Source organism: Alistipes montrealensis, from assembly GCF_018362775.1.
Taxonomy (GTDB): domain Bacteria; phylum Bacteroidota; class Bacteroidia; order Bacteroidales; family Rikenellaceae; genus Alistipes; species Alistipes montrealensis.
Window position 1 is genome coordinate 119,323 of sequence record NZ_JAGYXY010000004.1, and the last position, 17,207, is coordinate 136,529.

10 protein-coding genes are annotated in these 17,207 nt (G+C 58.5%); 8 read left to right on the plus strand and 2 right to left on the minus strand.

Annotated elements, in window-relative coordinates; translation table 11 throughout:
- Window positions 1–49: 49 nt before the first annotated feature.
- Window positions 50–646, minus strand: coding sequence for an RNA polymerase sigma-70 factor (locus KG007_RS09535; RefSeq protein ID WP_213348474.1), 597 nt, complete (start codon window positions 644–646; stop codon window positions 50–52).
- Between the two features lie 154 nt (window positions 647–800).
- On the opposite strand from KG007_RS09535, the gene KG007_RS09540 reads away from it, so the two are divergent.
- The gene (locus KG007_RS09540) at window positions 801–1,679 is read left to right on the plus strand and encodes a bile acid:sodium symporter family protein (RefSeq protein ID WP_213348476.1); all 879 of its coding nucleotides are present in this window, start codon (window positions 801–803) and stop codon (window positions 1,677–1,679) included.
- A 17-nt stretch (window positions 1,680–1,696) separates the two neighbouring features.
- The gene (locus tag KG007_RS09545; protein ID WP_213348478.1) at window positions 1,697–4,078 is read left to right on the plus strand and encodes a TonB-dependent receptor; all 2,382 of its coding nucleotides are present in this window, start codon (window positions 1,697–1,699) and stop codon (window positions 4,076–4,078) included.
- Here the strand turns inward: KG007_RS09545 and KG007_RS09550 are convergent.
- Entirely contained in the window at window positions 4,075–5,547 is a 1,473-nt protein-coding gene (locus KG007_RS09550) for an amino acid permease (protein ID WP_213348480.1), read from the minus strand. The genes KG007_RS09545 and KG007_RS09550 overlap by 4 nt on opposite strands.
- 512 nt (window positions 5,548–6,059) lie before the next feature.
- On the opposite strand from KG007_RS09550, the gene KG007_RS09555 reads away from it, so the two are divergent.
- From KG007_RS09555 to KG007_RS09580, 6 genes are all read left to right on the plus strand, one after another.
- A complete protein-coding gene (locus KG007_RS09555; protein ID WP_195461059.1) occupies window positions 6,060–6,590 on the plus strand; it encodes an RNA polymerase sigma-70 factor in 531 nt (176 codons plus the stop codon).
- A gap of 124 nt (window positions 6,591–6,714) precedes the next feature.
- On the plus strand, window positions 6,715–7,713 hold the full coding sequence (locus tag KG007_RS09560) for a FecR family protein (RefSeq protein ID WP_213348482.1): 999 nt from the start codon (window positions 6,715–6,717) through the stop codon (window positions 7,711–7,713).
- 229 nt (window positions 7,714–7,942) lie between these two features.
- Window positions 7,943–11,548, plus strand: coding sequence for a SusC/RagA family TonB-linked outer membrane protein (locus tag KG007_RS09565; protein ID WP_249413299.1), 3,606 nt, complete (start codon window positions 7,943–7,945; stop codon window positions 11,546–11,548).
- Between the two features lie 13 nt (window positions 11,549–11,561).
- Entirely contained in the window at window positions 11,562–13,070 is a 1,509-nt protein-coding gene (locus KG007_RS09570) for a SusD/RagB family nutrient-binding outer membrane lipoprotein (RefSeq protein ID WP_015547446.1), read from the plus strand.
- A gap of 17 nt (window positions 13,071–13,087) precedes the next feature.
- A complete protein-coding gene (locus tag KG007_RS09575) occupies window positions 13,088–15,220 on the plus strand; it encodes a BACON domain-containing protein (RefSeq protein ID WP_213348484.1) in 2,133 nt (710 codons plus the stop codon).
- 19 nt (window positions 15,221–15,239) lie between these two features.
- On the plus strand, window positions 15,240–17,195 hold the full coding sequence (locus KG007_RS09580; RefSeq protein WP_213348486.1) for a calcineurin-like phosphoesterase family protein: 1,956 nt from the start codon (window positions 15,240–15,242) through the stop codon (window positions 17,193–17,195).
- The last annotated feature ends 12 nt before the right edge of the window (window positions 17,196–17,207 follow it).

The following is a 17,207-nucleotide window of genomic DNA, read 5'->3' on the forward strand; positions in this document are numbered from 1 at the left end:
TCGGGCTTTCGTTTTTGTCTTGTTGTAATTGATTTCAGGAGAGGGCGTTTCAGTTGTTGCCGGGAATTTCGAAAAACAGGGCGATAAGCGGCAGGTAGTCCTTCAGGGCGACGCCGAGAACCTTGAGGGCCTGGCCGATGTGGTAATTGACGGTTTGGGGCGACACTTCCATCTCTGCGGCGATCTGCTGGTGGGTCATACCCTGGAAACGGCTCATCTCGAAGATGCGGCGCGTCTGCTCGGGCAGTTGCGCGAGCGCCTCGTGGTAGAGCCGTGCAAGTTCTGTCCCGAGGTAAAAATCCGGGGAGTCGAACTGGTCGGCGAAGGTTTTTTCCAATTGCAGGTGGATGCGCGAATGGACGTTTTGGCGGGTGACGCGGTCCAGCGCCTTGTTGCGGACAATCATGAACAGAAGCCCTTTCAGCGAAAGTTCTTCCATCAGTTTGTCCCGGTTTTCCCAGATGTACAGCATGGTGTCCTGTACGATATCTTCCGCCACGGGGAGGGAGACCCAGCGTGAGGCGAAGCTGCACAATCCTTTGTAATAGAATCGATAACAGGCTTCGAAACACTGCTTGTCCCCGGCGTTGAGCCGGCGGATGACCAGCCGGTTGTCGAGGATGTCGTATTTGGTGTGAAGGGACATAAACTGTCGTTTCGTGCTTAAATGAAAGTTTAAAAGTACAATTTTTTCCGGAAAACAGTCCGGATTTTCAAAAAAAGGCGGACCTTTGCGGTGAAATGAAACCGGCTTCCGGGACGTGAGGCTTCCCGGGCCGCCGTATTGCGTTACTTATTATATGAATACAATCTGGATCGTATTGCCCATATTGATCGTGCTGATGTTTCAGCTCGGCATCGAACTCGACCGGCAGGCATTCGCCGGGGTGATCCGCCGTCCGGCGGCTGTCGTCGCAGGATTGCTGGGGCAACTGGTGTTGCTGCCGCTCATCGCTTTCGGCGTGGCTCTCGTGTTCCGTCTTCCGCCTGTCTGGTTCATGGGACTGCTGTTGATCGCCTGTTGCCCGGGCGGAAGTTCGTCGAACGTCTTTTCGATGCTGGCGAAGGGCGACGTGGCCCTTTCGGTGACGCTGACTGCGCTCAGCAGCCTTATTACACTGGTCTCGATTCCGCTGGTGATGGAATTTGTCGCGCATTTCGTTGCGGTGCATACCGATGCGGTCATCTCCCTGCCGGTCGGCAAACTGTTGATGCAGAACATTGTTCTGTTGTTCCTGCCGATGTTGTGCGGGGCGTTTTTCAGGTATTGGCGGCCTCGGGCGGCACAGCGCGTGCATGCCCTGCTGGGGCGCGTGGCTTTTCCCGCTTTGATGCTGCTGGCCGCGGTATTCTTCGTGCAGTATGCCTCGGCGATCGTGGCAAACTTCGGTGTGCTGGGCCTGGCCGCGGGAACGCTGATCCTGTTGGCAATGGGGGCCGGGTCGCTGCTGGCCCGGGTATTCCGGCTCCGGCGGGCGGTGCGCCGGACGATCGTCATCGAAGTCGGGATGCAGAACGCCGCGCAGGCGATCGCCATCGCGACCTCGCCTTTGATCTTCAACAACGGCGAAATGGCCATCCCGGCCATTGTCTATGCCCTTTTGATGAATGTGATCCTGCTCGCGTACTTGAAATTACTGCCGAAATATTCCGGCGAAGCGGCGTCGGGCGGTGCGTAACTGACTATCTTTGCCGTATGAAATTCCTGAAAGTTGCGATTTTGGTTTTTTGCCTGTTTGCGGCGTTTGCCGTGCAGGCGCAGGGCGGGAGTTATCCCGTCAGCGGGCGGGTGATCGACCGTCTGAGCCGTAAGCCCGTGGCTTATGCCGCCGTAGTGCTGGCCGGGCAGGAGCAGAAGGGTGCTTCGACCGACTCGCTGGGGCGGTTCCGCATCGAGCGCGTGAAACCGGGCATCTGGCGGTTGGCGGTCTCGTCGGTGGGCTACAAGAGCCTCACGACGCCTGAATACATGGTGTCGGCCGCCACGCCTTTCGTCGAGATCGAGATGGAGGAGGACGCCGCGCAGTTGGAAGCCGTGACGGTCTCGCCGTCGCCGTTCCGCGTTACGGCGGAGAGCCCCGTGGGGCTGAAGGTAATAGGCTTGCAGGAGATCGAGAAAAGTCCCGGCTCGAACCGCGACGTGTCGCGCATCGTGCGTTCCTATCCCGGTGTGGCCTTTTCACCTGTAGGCTACCGCAACGACCTGATCGTGCGGGGCGGAGGACCTTCGGAGAACAAGTTTTACATGGACGGGATCGAGATTCCGAACATCAACCACTTCGCTACGCAGGGCGCGACGGGCGGTCCGGTGAGCATCGTCAACGCCGACCTCGTGCGCGAAATCAGTTTCTATACGGGCGCTTTCCCGGCCGACCGGGCCGGAGCGCTGAGTTCGGTGCTGGACTTCCGCCTGCGCGACGGCAACGCCGAGAAGCAGACCTTCAAGGCCACGCTGGGCGCTTCGGAGGTGGGACTGAGCGGCAGCGGGCACATCGGCGATAAGACGACTTACCTGTTTTCGGTCCGCCAGTCCTATCTGCAACTGCTGTTCAAGATGCTGGGACTGCCGTTCCTGCCCAATTACATTGACGGGCAGGCAAAGGTCAGGACGCGCCTTTCGGAGCGCGACGAACTGACGGTGCTGGCGCTTGCAGGGTTCGACAACATGCGTCTCAACGTCGACGAGAAGGGCGAGGACGCCGAGTACCTGCTGAGCTACCTGCCCCGCATCCGGCAGGAAACCTTTACGGTGGGGGCTTCGTGGCGCCATTATGCGGGCCGCCACGTACAGACCGTGACGCTGAGCCACAACTACCTGAACAACCGCAACCTGAAATACCTGCGCAACGACGACTCCTCGGAGGATAACCTGACCCTGCGTCTGCGCTCCGTGGAGCAGAAAACCACGCTCCGGGCCGAGAACCGGACCTACCTGGGCCGCTGGACCGTCCGCGAGGGTGTCGAGGTGAATTATTCGAACTACACGAACCGCACGTTGCAGCGGCTCTATACCGATAAAACGCAACTGTCGGATTACAATACCCGGCTGGGAATCGTCGGCTGGGGGCTGTTCGCCGGGGCCGAATACGCCTCGGCCGACAAGCGGTTCACCGCCTCGGCGGGCCTCAGGGCCGACGGGTGCGACTATTCGTCGCGCATGGCGCGGGTGTGGCGCCAGCTTTCGCCCCGGGCTTCGGTCTCCTATGCCGTGAGTCCCGGCTGGTCGGTGAGCGGCAGTGCGGGACTTTACTACCAGTTGCCGCCCTACACGGCGCTGGGATTCAAAGAGAACGATGCTCTGGTCAACGAATCGCTCGACTACATGCGGGTCGGGGTTTTCAGCGCGGGCGTCGACTGGCGGCTGCGTGACCGGCTGATCGTTTCGGTCGAGGGATTTTACAAACGCTACGGCGATGTGCCCCTCTCCGTTACGGACGAAATTCCGCTCTCCTGCAAAGGCAACGACTACGGCGTGGTGGGCAACGAAGAGTTGGTCTCCTCGGCGCAGGGGCGCGCTTACGGCGTCGAGGCGATGGCCCGCTGGCAGATTCCGGGACGCGTGAGCGTCGTGGGGGCGGTGACCGTGTTCCGCTCGGAGTATCGCAACGACCGTTCGGCCCCGTGGATCGCTTCGGCGTGGGACAACCGTTTCGTGGTCAACGTCAGCGGAACCTACGATCTGCCGCGGCATTGGAGCTTCGGCGCGAAACTGAGCGCCGTCGGCGGTGCGCCCTATACGCCCTATGACGTGGAAAAATCGTCGCTCGTCGAGGCGTGGGATGCGCAGGGACGGCCCTATTACGACTATTCGAAATACAACGCCGGGCGGCTCGACGCCTTTGCCCAGTTGGACGTACGTGTCGACAAAGTGTTTTATTTCCGCCGCTGCATGCTGGGTATCTACATCGACCTGCAGAACGTTGCGGGCGGCAAACTGCGTCAGCCCGACGTGCTGATGTCTACGGGTGAGGTCGAGAATCCATCGGCTCCCGCGTCGGAGCGGCGTTACCGCATGAAATACCTCGAACAGGTGAGCGGCACGCTCCTGCCGACGCTGGGCCTGACGGTCGAGTTTTAAGCTTTCGGAGCCGCTTTTGCGGCGCTTTTACGGGCGTTGCGCCTGTCCATCGCGAAACTGATGATGAAGGGGATCGAGAGGAAGACCACCGTGCCGGTCACGACCAGCCACGTATACATCGCCGGACTGCCTACGGGCAACTGCGAAGGCGGGAAGAAGGTGACGACGAACGAAAAGAGCACGGCGAGGAACCCCACGCCTCCGATCAGCCACATGCCCGTATTTCCGCCCGGCACGCGGTAGCTGCGGATGAGTTTGGGCTGTGTGTAGCGCAGGCGGATTCCCGCGGCGTACATCATCATATACATAATCAGGTAGAGTCCCACGGTCAGGGCGCTCAGCAGGAAGAATGCCACGCTGACATCGCTCATCACGATGTAGAGCGACGAAAGGAGCGTCACGATGCAGCCCTGGATGATCAGGATGTTGATCTGTACGCCGTTCTTGTTGGTCTTTTGCAGAAAGCAGGGGAGCGCTCCGTCCCTGGCTGTCCACAGCAGGCCGCGGCTGGGACCCGAAATCCACGACATCACGCCCGCCAGCGCGCCGAAGGCTACCAGCAGTCCCATGACGTTCGAGAGCCAGCCCACGTGGTAGCGGTCGAAGACGATCTGGAAGGTGGTGAAGAGTCCCGACTGGAGGTTGATCTGGTCGTAGGGGGTGATGATGGCCACGGCCAGCGCGCCCAGCGTAAACAGCCCGAACGAGATCAGCGCCGCGAGGAACATCGCCCGCGGGAACTGCGTCTGGGGCTTTTTCAGTTCCGGTGCGTGGACGGCGTGTACCTCTACGCCGGCGAACAGCAGCAGGATGCCCGCCAGGAAGGCGATGTCGCTCATGCCCGTGATGTGGGGGAAGAGGCGCGGATGGACGTGCTGTGCGGCGTCGACGTTGACGACCTGCGAGACGGTGGCCGGAATCTCCTTCAGGGCGATTTCGTTGCCGCCCGCCATCCAGATGACCGCCATCACGATCACGACGATGCCCGGGAGCACCGTGCCGATGAGGAATCCTTTCGACGTGATGCCCGAGATGGCCGACGTGCCGCGCAGCGTGACGAGCGTCGCGCACCAGTACATCGCGATCGAGAACAGCCCGACGTAGAGGCCGTTCTGCGCCAGCGCCGGGACGCCGATCATGTAGGCGATCGATGCGGCGGCGAATCCCAGTACGGTGGGATACCAGACGACGTTCTGAATCCATTGCAGGAAGATGGCCGAGAAACCCAGGTGGCGGTTGAAGGCCTCCTTGACCCAGGTGTAGACGCCGCCGCCGCGGTCGGCGAAGGCGTTGCCCAGTTCGGCGCCCACGAGTGCCGCGGGGATCAGGAAGAGAAACGTCGCGAAGAAGATGTAGAAGAACATCGTCAGCTCCTCCTGGGCCATCATCGGAAGGCCGCGCAGGCTGATGACGGCGGCAGCGGTCATCAGCGCCAACTGTGTCGTCGTGATATTTTTTTGTTTTGCCATGGTGGATAGGTTGGATTTTGCTGTTTTCTGTCATCGGTCGCCGCACAGTTTTCGTGCCGGAGCGCGTTATCGGACAGGAAAATCGGCCGACGGAGCGCCGCATGGGACCGATCGGAATACCCGGTGGCTTTTTTTGAACTCCGCGGCATCCGGAAACAGCGGGGCGGCACGCGCCCGGCCGGCCTTCGGGCCGGACCGCCTGCGGACACACAAAAACAGCAGGGAATCTCTCGATTGCCTGCTGCCTTCGGAGGTTGCCCTCCTAAAACTACTAACCCAAACTTAAATAAATGAAGAAACCTCACTGCGGTTGCTGTTCCGCAGTTGACTGAAGTAAGTACAAAGTGCGTGCCGAACCCGTAGCCGGGGCGCGCCGCAGACCGTTTGGTCGATTATCGGGACTTGTAATGGAATTTTCATCGGAATAATTTTGTTTTTATTTCTTTTATTGTTTTATTTGTGACGGATATTCAATGATAATAGCTGTAAAAGAAAATATATAGCATCCTGATATGGAAGATGAGAAAGATATTTTACGGCGGATGAGCGGCGGGGACAGTGATGCCTTCCGGCTTGTCTTCCTGAAATACGCCCCGCGTGTGGAGGCCTTCGCCATGAAGATGCTGAAGAATATCCACGAGGCGCAGGACGTGTCGCAGAATATCTTCACCAAACTGTGGATGCAGCGCCGCGAACTGGCCCAGGTTCAGTCGCTCAACGCTTACCTGTTCCGCATGACGCGCAATGCTGTGCTGGACATCTGTAAGCACAGCCGGATCCGGATGCAGTTCGAAAACAGCGCCCGGGTCGACGGGCAGATTCTTTGCGACGACGTTACGGAGCGGATCGACACGGCCGAACTGTCGCGCCAGATCGAAGCCGCCGTCAGCAAGATGCCTGCCCGGAGGTATGAAATCTACCGCCTGTCGCGCGAGTGCGGCAAGAACAACCGTGAAATTGCCGAGGAGTTGAATATCAGCCCCAAAAGCGTTGAAAACCAGATTACGAAAGCGCTCGGCAGCATCAAAAAGGAAATTTCCTGAATTTTATTTTCATTTCGGCGTAGGGGTGTTGCGCCGCTGGATCGTCTAGTATGTGTAAGAGGATGACAGCGGACTGCGGCGCCCCGGCATTTTGCCGCACGATGCTTCCCCACGGAAAAAAGCCATGACTAAAAAGACCAAGAACATAGTTTCCGATTTCGCGAACAACGACATGCCCGCCGAGGTGCAGGAGCAGTTCCGCTGCTGGCTGGACGAGCATGCGGGCGGCGAGGCTGCGGAGGAACAACTGCTCGAGGAGTGGAACGCGGCGAAGCTCGGCCCGGTGAACGGTGCTGCCTATGAGCAGTCGTTCGAGCGGCTGATGCAGTCGATGCCGGCGGCTTCGTCTGCCGCGGCTCCGAAAAAGGGCCGCATTGCCCGTCTGGCTGCATCGTGGCGGCGTATGGCGGCCGTTGCAGCCGTCTGCGGGGTGGTGCTGGGACTCGGCGCCCTCGGCGCCCGCCTGTTCCTGAAACCCGAAAACGGGGTGTTTGTGGTTACGGGCGAGGACAGCAAGGGCCGCTTCGTGCTGCCCGACGGTACGCAGGTCTGGCTCAACTACGACAGCCGCCTCTACTATCCCGAGTCGTTCGACGGCGATTTGCGCTCCGTACGGCTCGAAGGCGAGGCGCTCTTCAACGTCGTGCGCGATGCTTCGAAACCGTTCCGTGTCCGGACTTCGCTGATGGAGGTCGAGGTGCTGGGGACGGTCTTCGACCTGAAATGTTACGAGCACCTGGACTATGCCGAGTTGGTGCTTGTCTCCGGCTCGGTCAAAGCCACCTGTGCCGGGCAGTTGCCCGTCACGCTCTGTCCCGACGAGCGGCTGGTCGCCTACCGCAATTCGAAAAAGATCGACTACCAGGCTGTCGATGCCAATAATTACAATAAGTGGATGTTCGAAACGCAGAAACTCGATGAGATGCGTCTCGACGCCGTTTTCGTCAACCTCGAACACCGCTATAACGTCGAGTTCGACATCGCGGACGATGTCGGGCTCGAGGCGCGGCTCACGCTTTCGCTGCGCAGCGAGCCGCTCGAGGAGATTCTGGATGCCATCGCACTGGTGGTTCCGATCCGTTACGAATCCTCCGGGGGAACAATTTTCATAACACGCAGATAGACCGTTTTGTACGATGTCCTCTTTGGGACAACGTGGGATAACTTATTTGTTGCTGAAATGTAATATGTTGGTAATCAATATGATATAAAACTAACTCTAAAACTTTCATCGCTATGACAAGACCTTTACGCATTCCTGCTTTCGATTATTAGGCCTTCTCCGGCGGCCGCAACCGACGGTTGTCCGGAACGTGTGAACCTTTTTTCGTGCATTCAAAAACCTTATTGCCTTGAAACTTCAAACTTCCATTCAGAAACGGGCGTACCGTGCCCGTTGCGGTCTGCGGCGTGTCCTGCCGGTTTTGCTGGCGTTGGTGGTCGCTACTGCTGCCGTTGCAGTGCCTCCTTCCTCTTCGCGCGACGGTAAACTGACGCTTAACGTCAAGAATATTACGGTAAAAGAGCTGCTGCAAACCATCGAAAAGCAGAGCCGCTACACTTTCGTGTATAACATTTCGGATCTCGATCCCGCCCGCCGGGTCTCGCTCAGCGTGACCGACGCCTCCGTCGAGGCGGTCATCGCGCAGGCGATCCCCGAGGTGACGGCTACGGTGCGGGGAACACAGGTCGTGCTCGTGCGCAAGGCGGCCGACAAGGCCCGTCCCAATGTGAAAATAACCGGTACGGTGCGTGATGCCGACGGCGTGCCGCTCGTCGGTGCGACGCTGATCGTCGAGGGTACGACCCTCGGTACGAGCACCGGCGCCAACGGCGAATATACGCTGAATGTTCCGGCAAACGGCAAAATTGTCTGTTCCTATCTGGGTTACGATTCGGTGACGGAGACGGTGAACGCCCGTACGCGTATCGACTTCCAGCTCCGGGCGGCGGCCAACAGCATCGAGGACGTGGTGGTGACGGCCCTCGGTATCACCCGTAAGGAGAAGAGCCTCGGCTATGCCGTCTCGAAGATCGGCTCCGACGACATCACCAACAATGCCAGCGGCAGTTGGCTGAGCGGTATGGCCGGTAAGGTTGCCGGTCTGAATCTCGACCAGTCGGCCGCAGGACCCGGCGGATCGGTCCGTGTCACGCTGCGCGGCGAGGGCTCGCTCTCGTATAACAACAATACGGCCCTGTTCGTGGTCGACGGCGTGCCCATCGGCAGCGGCATGGATTCCAATACGTCGTCGGGTTCTTACGAATCGGACGACGCCCCGATCGACTACGGCAATGGCGCCGGTGACATCAATCCCGACGACGTGGAGTCGATCTCGGTGCTGAAAGGCCCGGCTGCAACGGCGCTTTACGGATCTCGCGCCGCCAACGGCGCCATCATCGTTACGACCAAGTCGGGCCGCAAGCAGAAGGGCATCGGGGTTACTTTTACCACCTCGGTAACCTTCGACAAGGCGGGTTACTGGCCCGATTTCCAGAATGTATACGGCGCCGGCGACTTCCGCAAAACGACCATCAATACGGGGCATATGACCAACGGCCTGAATCCCGACGAATATTCGTTCTACACGGTCGACGCCGATCATTCGGATACCGGCAAAAAAGTAAATGCATTCCATTCGCGTTACCAGTTCGGCGAGAAAATCCAGGGGCAGATGCGTTACATGTATGCCTCGTTCGATCCGGCGACGGGGACCTATACGCGGCTTCCGTACGAAGTATGCGACTGGTACAAGGGATTCTTCCGGACGGGCGTCACCTACACCAACAGTCTGGCGGTGGACGCCAGCGACGGCCATGGCTCGTCGCTGCGCGTGTCGGTCAAGGATACGCGCAACGACTGGATCGTGCCCAATACGGGTTTCAGCACCCAGAACTTCACGCTTTCGGCTATCAGCAAGCGGAACAAATACATCGAGGCCGGATTGAAACTGAGCTACTACCGCAAAAATTCGGACAACCTGCCCGTGGGCGGATACAGCAATTCGTCGCCCCTGAAAACGTTGCTCTGGCAGCCTGTAAGCGCTTCGGCCCGCGATGCATACAACGAATGGAACAGCGGCCGGCTGGTCGACTACTATTCGGGCAGCGATTCTTCGGTGAAGTTGATTAACGGATCGATGGACAATCCTTATTTCATTGTTTACGAGTGTCTGAATACGCAGGCCAAAGACCGTGTTTACGGCAATGCCAGCGTGACGGGGCATATTATTCCCGAGAAACTGTCGCTGACCGTGCGTTCGGGCATCGACTTCAGCAACGATTTCCGTACGCAGCAGAAACCGCAGTACACGCATGCCTACCTCGACGGAATGTACCGCGAACAAACGATCCGCAACATCGAACTCAACAACGACTTTCTGCTGAGCTACCGCGATACGTTCGGCGATTTTTCGCTCAACGCGTCGCTGGGCGGTAACAACATGCTCTATAAGTATCATTCCGTGCGGTTGACGGCCAATATGCTCGAAGAACCCAACGTGTTCATTTTGCAGAACGTCAACGGGAAACTCGATGTGGACAACCTGCGCAAGACCAAGTCGATCAATTCGTTCTACGGGTTGGTTTCGCTCAGTTGGCGCGACATGCTCTTTTTTGATATTACCGGCCGCAACGACTGGTCGAGTACGCTGGCTCCCGGTTACAACTCCTATTTTTACCCCTCGGTGAGCGCCAGCGTGCTGCTCGACGAGGTGTTCAAACTGCGCAATAAGGCCAAGTGGATCGACATGCTCAAGATTCGCGGTTCGTGGGCCAACGTGGGTAACGATACGGAGCCTTACCAGCTCCTGGGTTCCTACTCCAATTCATCGGTTTTCACCGGGGCTTACAAACTGCCCGGATCGACCAAAAACTACCGGCTCAAACCCGAAAATGTCGAGAGCTGGGAGGTCGGTTTCGAAGGCCACTTCCTGCAAAACCGCATCTCTTTCGACTTTGCTTATTACAGTTCGGAGACGACGAACCAGATCATCAACGTCCCCTCCGATTGGGCGACCGGCGCTTCGTCGATGGTCATCAACGCCGGCTGCGTGCGTAACGAGGGTATCGAACTTTCGGCGCGGTTCCAGCTCGTGAAAACCAAAAACTGGCGTTGGAATATCGATGCCAACTGGTCGAAGAACTGGAATGAACTGGTCGAGTTGGCCCCGGGCGTCAATGTCTGGCAGCTCAATGCGAGCAATACCATCGGCAGCAAAGTCTTCATCTACGCCTATCCGGGCGGAGAGTTGGGGCGTATCTACGGATACGGGCTCGAAACAGCGCCCAAAGGTGCTTTTTACTACGATGCCGACGGGCATAAGATCGACTGTTCGGGACAGCATATCGTCGATGCCTCGACCGGAAATCCCATCCTCGACGCTACCAACCTCAAGGACCTGGGCAGTATTTACCCCCAGTGGAAGGCCGGCCTGACGACGACGGTGAGTTATAAAAGCCTGACCGTTTCCGCTTCGTTCGCCGCCTCGTATGGCGGCAAAGCCTACTCGCTGACCAATTCGATCCTCTCCTACATGGGTAAGCTGACCAATTCGCTCGAGGGACGTTACGACGGTCTGATTCATCCGGGCGTCAACGTCTCCGCCGACGGCGTCTATTCGCCGAACAACACCATCACCACCGATGCGGTCGATTACTACAATACGGTCATTTATCCGCGCGGCAACACCGAATCCAATGTTTTCGACACCTCGTATCTGAAAATGAAGGAACTGCGGGTCGAATATTCGCTGCCGAAGAAACTTTGCTCCAAGACCAAGGTGTTCCAGAACGTCTCGCTGTCGTTCTTTGCCACGAACCTGTTCTGCATCACGAATTTCCCGCAGTTCGATCCGGAGGTGGCTTCGCTTTCGGGATCGTCGCTCTACCGCGGCGTCGAGACGGGCGCTTACCCGATGACCCGTTCCTACGGATTCAGTCTCAAACTCGGATTCTAAAACTGACGCGATTATGAAAATGCTGAAATATATCTTGATCCCGGCCCTGCTGCTCACGGCGGCAAGCGCCTGTATGACCAAATTCGAAGAATACAATACCAACCCCAACGAAATGGAACAGTGGAAGATATCCCCTGCGGGCATGATCCAGGAACTGCTCTATTCGGGGACCGAGGTATTCCTCTACCGGACCTGGCAGCTCAACGGCGAGCTGATCCAGTATACGATCGCCGGCTCGGGCAACAACACCTACCACCGTTATGTGATCGAGAATTCGGTGGGTGCGTCGGCCTGGAGCAATCTCTACATGCAGGCGGCCAATGCCGACCACATGCGCCAATTGGCTGTCCGGAAAGAAGACCCCAATTACGAGGCTATTGCACTCACGTTGCGGACGCTGTTCCTGCAGAACATTGCCGACCTGTTCGGCGACGCTCCCTATTCGCAGGCTTTCAAAGGTTCGTCCGAGGGTATCAAACAGCCGGTGTTCGACTCGCAGGAGGCGGTCTACCGGGCGCTGCTTGCCGACCTGGAGCATGCCAATTCGCTTTACGACAGTTCGTTGAAACTACCCAGCGCCGAGCGTGACCTGCTCTACAAAGGCGATATTTCGAAATGGCGCAAGTTCAACAATTCGCTCTACCTGCGCCTGCTCATGCGGTTGAGCAACCGCAATGCGGCCATGGGCGTCGCCGCGAAGATCGCCGAAATCTTCAATAATCCGGACCGGTATCCGGTTTTTGCAAGCAACGGCGACAATGCCAAAATGTCTTATGAAAGCGTGGAGCCTTTCGTCAACTACTGGGGCACGAAGCTGAATACGCAGTTCACCACCTCGACCGGACGCCGCCCTGCGGAGCAGATCGTCGACATGATGAATCATTCGGGCGATCCGCGCATCGGTATCTGGTTCCAGCAACCGTCGGGCGCCGAGGGTTGGAAAGGCGGCCAAAGCGGTATCGAATCGCAGGAGGCCGATTTTACGGGTATCGCAAACCTCAACAAAGCCAATCTGGGCGATTATGCTTCACCTTACGCGCTGATGAAGTACGACGAAGTGCTGTTCATCCAGGCCGAAGCCATCCAGCGCGGATGGATCGCGGGGGATGCCGCCGCCTGTTACCAGAACGCCATCCGGGCTTCGATCAATTACTGGAAAGAGGTGGATACGACGGGACTGAACATCACCGACAAGGTGATCGAGAATTTCCTGGCGAATGTCCCCTACGACGGAACGCTCGAATCGATCATCAACCAGAAATACGTGGCCCTGTTCTGGGTCGGTTACGAGGCGTGGGCCGATTATCGCCGCACGGGGTATCCGGTGTTGACGATCGGCAGCGGTACGTTCAACGACCACATCCTGCCGACGCGTCTGGTCTATCCGACCAATACGATGGAGACCAACAAGGAGAATTACAATGCGGCCGTCGAACGCCTGAGGACCTACTACGGCGGCGCCGACGACATGAAGACCCCCGTCTGGTGGAGTAAGGCTGCCGTCGACAAAGGAATCAAATAACCGAAAAAGACTGGACTATGAAAACGATGATAAAACGTCTTTGCATCTTTGCCGCCGGGGCGGCCGCCTTGGTTTCGGCGGCACTGGCCACGTCGTGCGAAAAGGACGAGACGCAGGAGAAATATGTCTATATCCTTGATAACGACAAAAACGGGATTCAGGAGGTGTCGTTCAATACGGCGGGCGGGACACAGGATTTTCTGATGTACTCCAACTACGGAAGCTGGAAACTCGTACCCACCTACGAAGAGGACCTCGAATGGCTGTCCTACTGGCCGACGGAGGGTGTCGGCGACGCCCGTTTCTCGGCTATGGTCGAGAAGAATACGACGGCCTACCAGCGCCACGGGACATTGAATATCGTGGTCGACGGCCTTTCGGTGGCGACGATCCGGTTCAACCAGGCGGGCGACGAGCCCAAACTGAAGGTCAACGTCAAGGAGTCGGGCAAGACCGTTTCGGTCAAGGGCGAGACCTTCACCGTGGGCGTCGAGTCGAATATCGACTGGGTGGCCGAACTGGTCGATCCGGCCGATGCCTCGTGGGTTACGATCGGCGACTTCACGCCTGTGAGCCAGACTTTCACCTGTGCGGCGAATCCGGGCTCCGAGCCGCGTGAAGCGCAGGTGCGTATCCGGGCTTACGGCACTTCGGTGTCGTGTGTGTTCGCCATCATGCAGGCCGACCGGTCGAGCGCCTTCGAGGAGGCCGAAAAGATCACGGTCGCCGACCTGCTGGCGATGGGCGAGGGTAAGATCGCGCGCAACGTCTATGTCGCGGGCAGCGTGATCAGCGACCGTACGACGCGCAACTATCCGGTGGCCTATTCGACCGGAGGCGGCGAGCAGGTGAACAACACGATGTTCATCCAGGACGAGACCGGAGGCCTGTGGATCGAATTCGACGATGCGGCGGACAATACCTGCGACCTGAACCAGGTCGTTACGCTCCACATGTACGGACAGCATATCGAACGCGACGCCTATACCAACGGATTGAAGATCGCCGGGCTCTCCTCGACGGCCGTACAGAGCGCCGTGGCGGGAACACCCGTCGAACCGGTCGTGATCGACGACCTGACGAAGCTGCCGGCGTATGAGAACCGGCTGGTGACGCTGCGCAACGTTGAATTCGCATTGCCTTACGGGACGCTGGTCAACATCAACGAAGGAGTGTCGTACCTCGGTATCAAACAGGGAGCCGCCTATCAGGCTTCGGCGGATTACAACGACCTGACGATCGAGTACGGCCATTACCTGCGCGACGCCAAGGGCAATACGGCTAAACTCTACACCACGTGGTCGTTCACCGAGCGGGCGCTTTCGATGATTCCCGAAGGGGCCGGCGATATCACGGGTATCGTCAACAAGCGTTACAAATGCGACGTTTACGACGGCCGCGACCAGATGCGCCGTCCGGTCGAGAGTTGGTGCGTGCGCATCCGCCGCGAGTCGGACATCACCAACTTCAAGGCCCCGGCCGCAAGCCGCCTTTCGAAGACCGTCATGCAGATCGGTCCGTGGACCGACAATGCAGGCGCCATGCAGTCGGTGACGGCGTCCGTCGGACAGGGACAGCTCAAACATTCGGTCGGCGAGGACGTGCTGGGATCGACTTCGGGCAATACGCAGCAGATGTACCTGGCGTGGGCGCATGCCCGTTGTACGGCGGCGACATGGGATGCGGTGAAGAATGTATGGCTCCCGGCTTACGGCAACACCAAAGGGGTGCAGTATGTCGCTGTGATGGCGCAGGGGTGGTGGAAAAATACCGCTGCGGTCAATACCGATACGGACGGTTGCTGCTGGATTCTCTCGAACCTCTCGACGAAAGGCTTTACGGGGCAGATTTCACTCCAGTTTACGGCCTCGAGCAACACCGCAGGCCCGATGTACTTCCAGATGGAGTGGGCCGATACGGACAATGCCAAAACCTGGACGCCGATCGGCAACGAATACGTGGCTTCGAACTGGCACAACAGCATCGCAGCGCCCGAATACCTCTTCGTGCTGCCCGACGAGCTGAAAGACCGCGAAAGTTTCTCGATCCGTCTGCGGGCTACCCGCCAGCGCAATGCCAGCGACACGGAGAACACCGCTTCGGGAACCAGCCGCATCGGTGTCGTACGCATGTCGTGCCTCGATTTATAAACCGTTAAAAATCCGAACGATGAAAATAGGTCAATTCAAATTGAAAATGCTCTTCGTCCTGCTCGCGGGCTTCCTGCTCGCGGCAGGGTGCTCGGAGAGCGATTCCCCGGAGTTCGAACAGCCCCGGAGGCTGGTGCGCAATCTCTACCTCGCGCCCGTGATGAGCGTGTATGCCGGGCAGACGCTGACCCTGCAGGGAGTGGGCTTCGAGGCGGGCGACGTGGTTTCGTTCCGGGCCGACGCCGCCGTGCTCGATCTGCCGGTAAGCGGCGTTACGGCCAAGACGGCCCGTGTGGTGATACCTGCGGCGATCGCCCGGGAGAGCTACGACGTTTATGTGGTCCGCGGTGTGCAGGAACAGTATGTCGCCACAGTGAAAATCTACCTTACGACCGACCAGGAAGTTCCCGACAAGGAGGGCATGAACATCAAGGGCATTGTTTTCTGCGGTGACAAAGGCGTGCCGGGCGTCCGCGTGTCGGACGGGTTGCAGACGGTCACCACCGATGAGAACGGTTACTATTGGATTCCGTCGCTCAAGACGCTGGGGTATGTCTTTATCACGATTCCCCAGGGTTACCTGCCCGCTGCGCTCGATAACAATATGATGGGCTTCTGGGCCGGACTGACCGACGAGGCCGGGGTGTGCGAGAAGCATAACTTCGAACTGGAGGAGGCCGATACCGAAAATCACGTCATGCTGGTGGGCGCCGACCTGCACCTGGCCGACAAGCAGAACGACCTGCGCAATTTCAAAAACGGGTTTATCGCCGAAACGCAGGCTTTTGCCGATGCCAGCCCCGTGCCGGTTTTCTGCCTCATGGCGGGCGACATGACCTGGGACAGGTATTGGTACGACCGTAATTTCCGGCTTCCGCACTACCGGCAGTGGCTTTCCCGGAACGGATATTCCGTGCCCGTATTCCACGCGATGGGCAACCACGATAACGACCCCTATGTGCAGGGCGACGCCCCGGGGCAGCTTTCCTATTGCAGGACGCTGGGCCCGAACTACTATTCGTTCAACCTCGGCAAGGTGCACTACGTGGTACTCGACGACATCGACTGGATCAATACGGGCGGCAGCGACGGCGTGCTGGGCAGCCGCGACTACAACCGCGTCGTGTCGCTGGCGCAGATGACCTGGCTGGCCGAAGACCTGGCTGCCGTCGAGGATAAGACGGCGCCGCTGGTGGTCTGCCTGCATGTCCAGCTCTACGAAAATTACAACGCCTCGTTCGCCAACACGGCCAAGATGCCGAGCGCCACGGGTGGAACCGGGGCGCTGATGAATGCCGTCCGGGATTTCTCCGAGGTGCATTTCATAACGGGGCATACGCACCACAACTCCACGATGGTCATCAACGACAAGGTGATCGAACACAACACGGCCGCCGTCTGCGAAACATGGTGGTGGAGTACCTTCTTTTCCGACCGGGCCATCTGCGTCGACGGGTCGCCTGCCGGTTACGGAATCTATACGGTCAATTCGACCGACGTGAAGTGGAGCTACAAGGGCATCGGCGAACCTGCCGGATACCAGTTCCGCACGTACGACATGAACACCGTGAAAAAGCACCTCGACAACAGCACCTACAAGGCGCTGCTGGCCCAGTATGCGAGCCGTGACAACAAGGGCGACGACTATGGAAAAGTGGGCGATAACGTTGTTTATATCAATGTCTGGAACTACGATCCGGCCTGGAAGGTCGAGGTGCGGGAGGACGGTTCGCCGCTTGAGGTGAAGCGCGTCTTCGACCGCGACCCGCTGCACACGATCACCTTCGACATTCCCCGCGTGGAGGCCAAATACGAAGCCAATGCCGACTGGGCGTCGTGCTGCTCGTCGCACATGTTCAGCGTGACGGCGTCGTCGCCCGTGTCGGAACTCGAAATCACGGTCACCGACCGTTTCGGCAATGTCTATTCGGAACGGATGAAGCGGCCGAAGGCCTTTGTGAAGAGCTTGAAATAACCTGAAAAACGA

What these genes read in the sequence shown, in the direction of transcription:
- KG007_RS09555 (WP_195461059.1), top strand. Translation starts at nt 6,060, where the DNA reads ATGGAAGATGAGAAAGATATTTTACGGCGGATGAGCGGCGGGGACAGT.
- KG007_RS09545 (WP_213348478.1), top strand. Translation starts at nt 1,697, where the DNA reads ATGAAATTCCTGAAAGTTGCGATTTTGGTTTTTTGCCTGTTTGCGGCG.
- KG007_RS09550 (WP_213348480.1), bottom strand. Translation starts at nt 5,547, where the DNA reads ATGGCAAAACAAAAAAATATCACGACGACACAGTTGGCGCTGATGACC.
- KG007_RS09540 (WP_213348476.1), top strand. Translation starts at nt 801, where the DNA reads ATGAATACAATCTGGATCGTATTGCCCATATTGATCGTGCTGATGTTT.
- KG007_RS09575 (WP_213348484.1), top strand. Translation starts at nt 13,088, where the DNA reads ATGAAAACGATGATAAAACGTCTTTGCATCTTTGCCGCCGGGGCGGCC.
- KG007_RS09580 (WP_213348486.1), top strand. Translation starts at nt 15,240, where the DNA reads ATGAAAATAGGTCAATTCAAATTGAAAATGCTCTTCGTCCTGCTCGCG.
- KG007_RS09570 (WP_015547446.1), top strand. Translation starts at nt 11,562, where the DNA reads ATGAAAATGCTGAAATATATCTTGATCCCGGCCCTGCTGCTCACGGCG.
- KG007_RS09535 (WP_213348474.1), bottom strand. Translation starts at nt 646, where the DNA reads ATGTCCCTTCACACCAAATACGACATCCTCGACAACCGGCTGGTCATC.
- KG007_RS09560 (WP_213348482.1), top strand. Translation starts at nt 6,715, where the DNA reads ATGACTAAAAAGACCAAGAACATAGTTTCCGATTTCGCGAACAACGAC.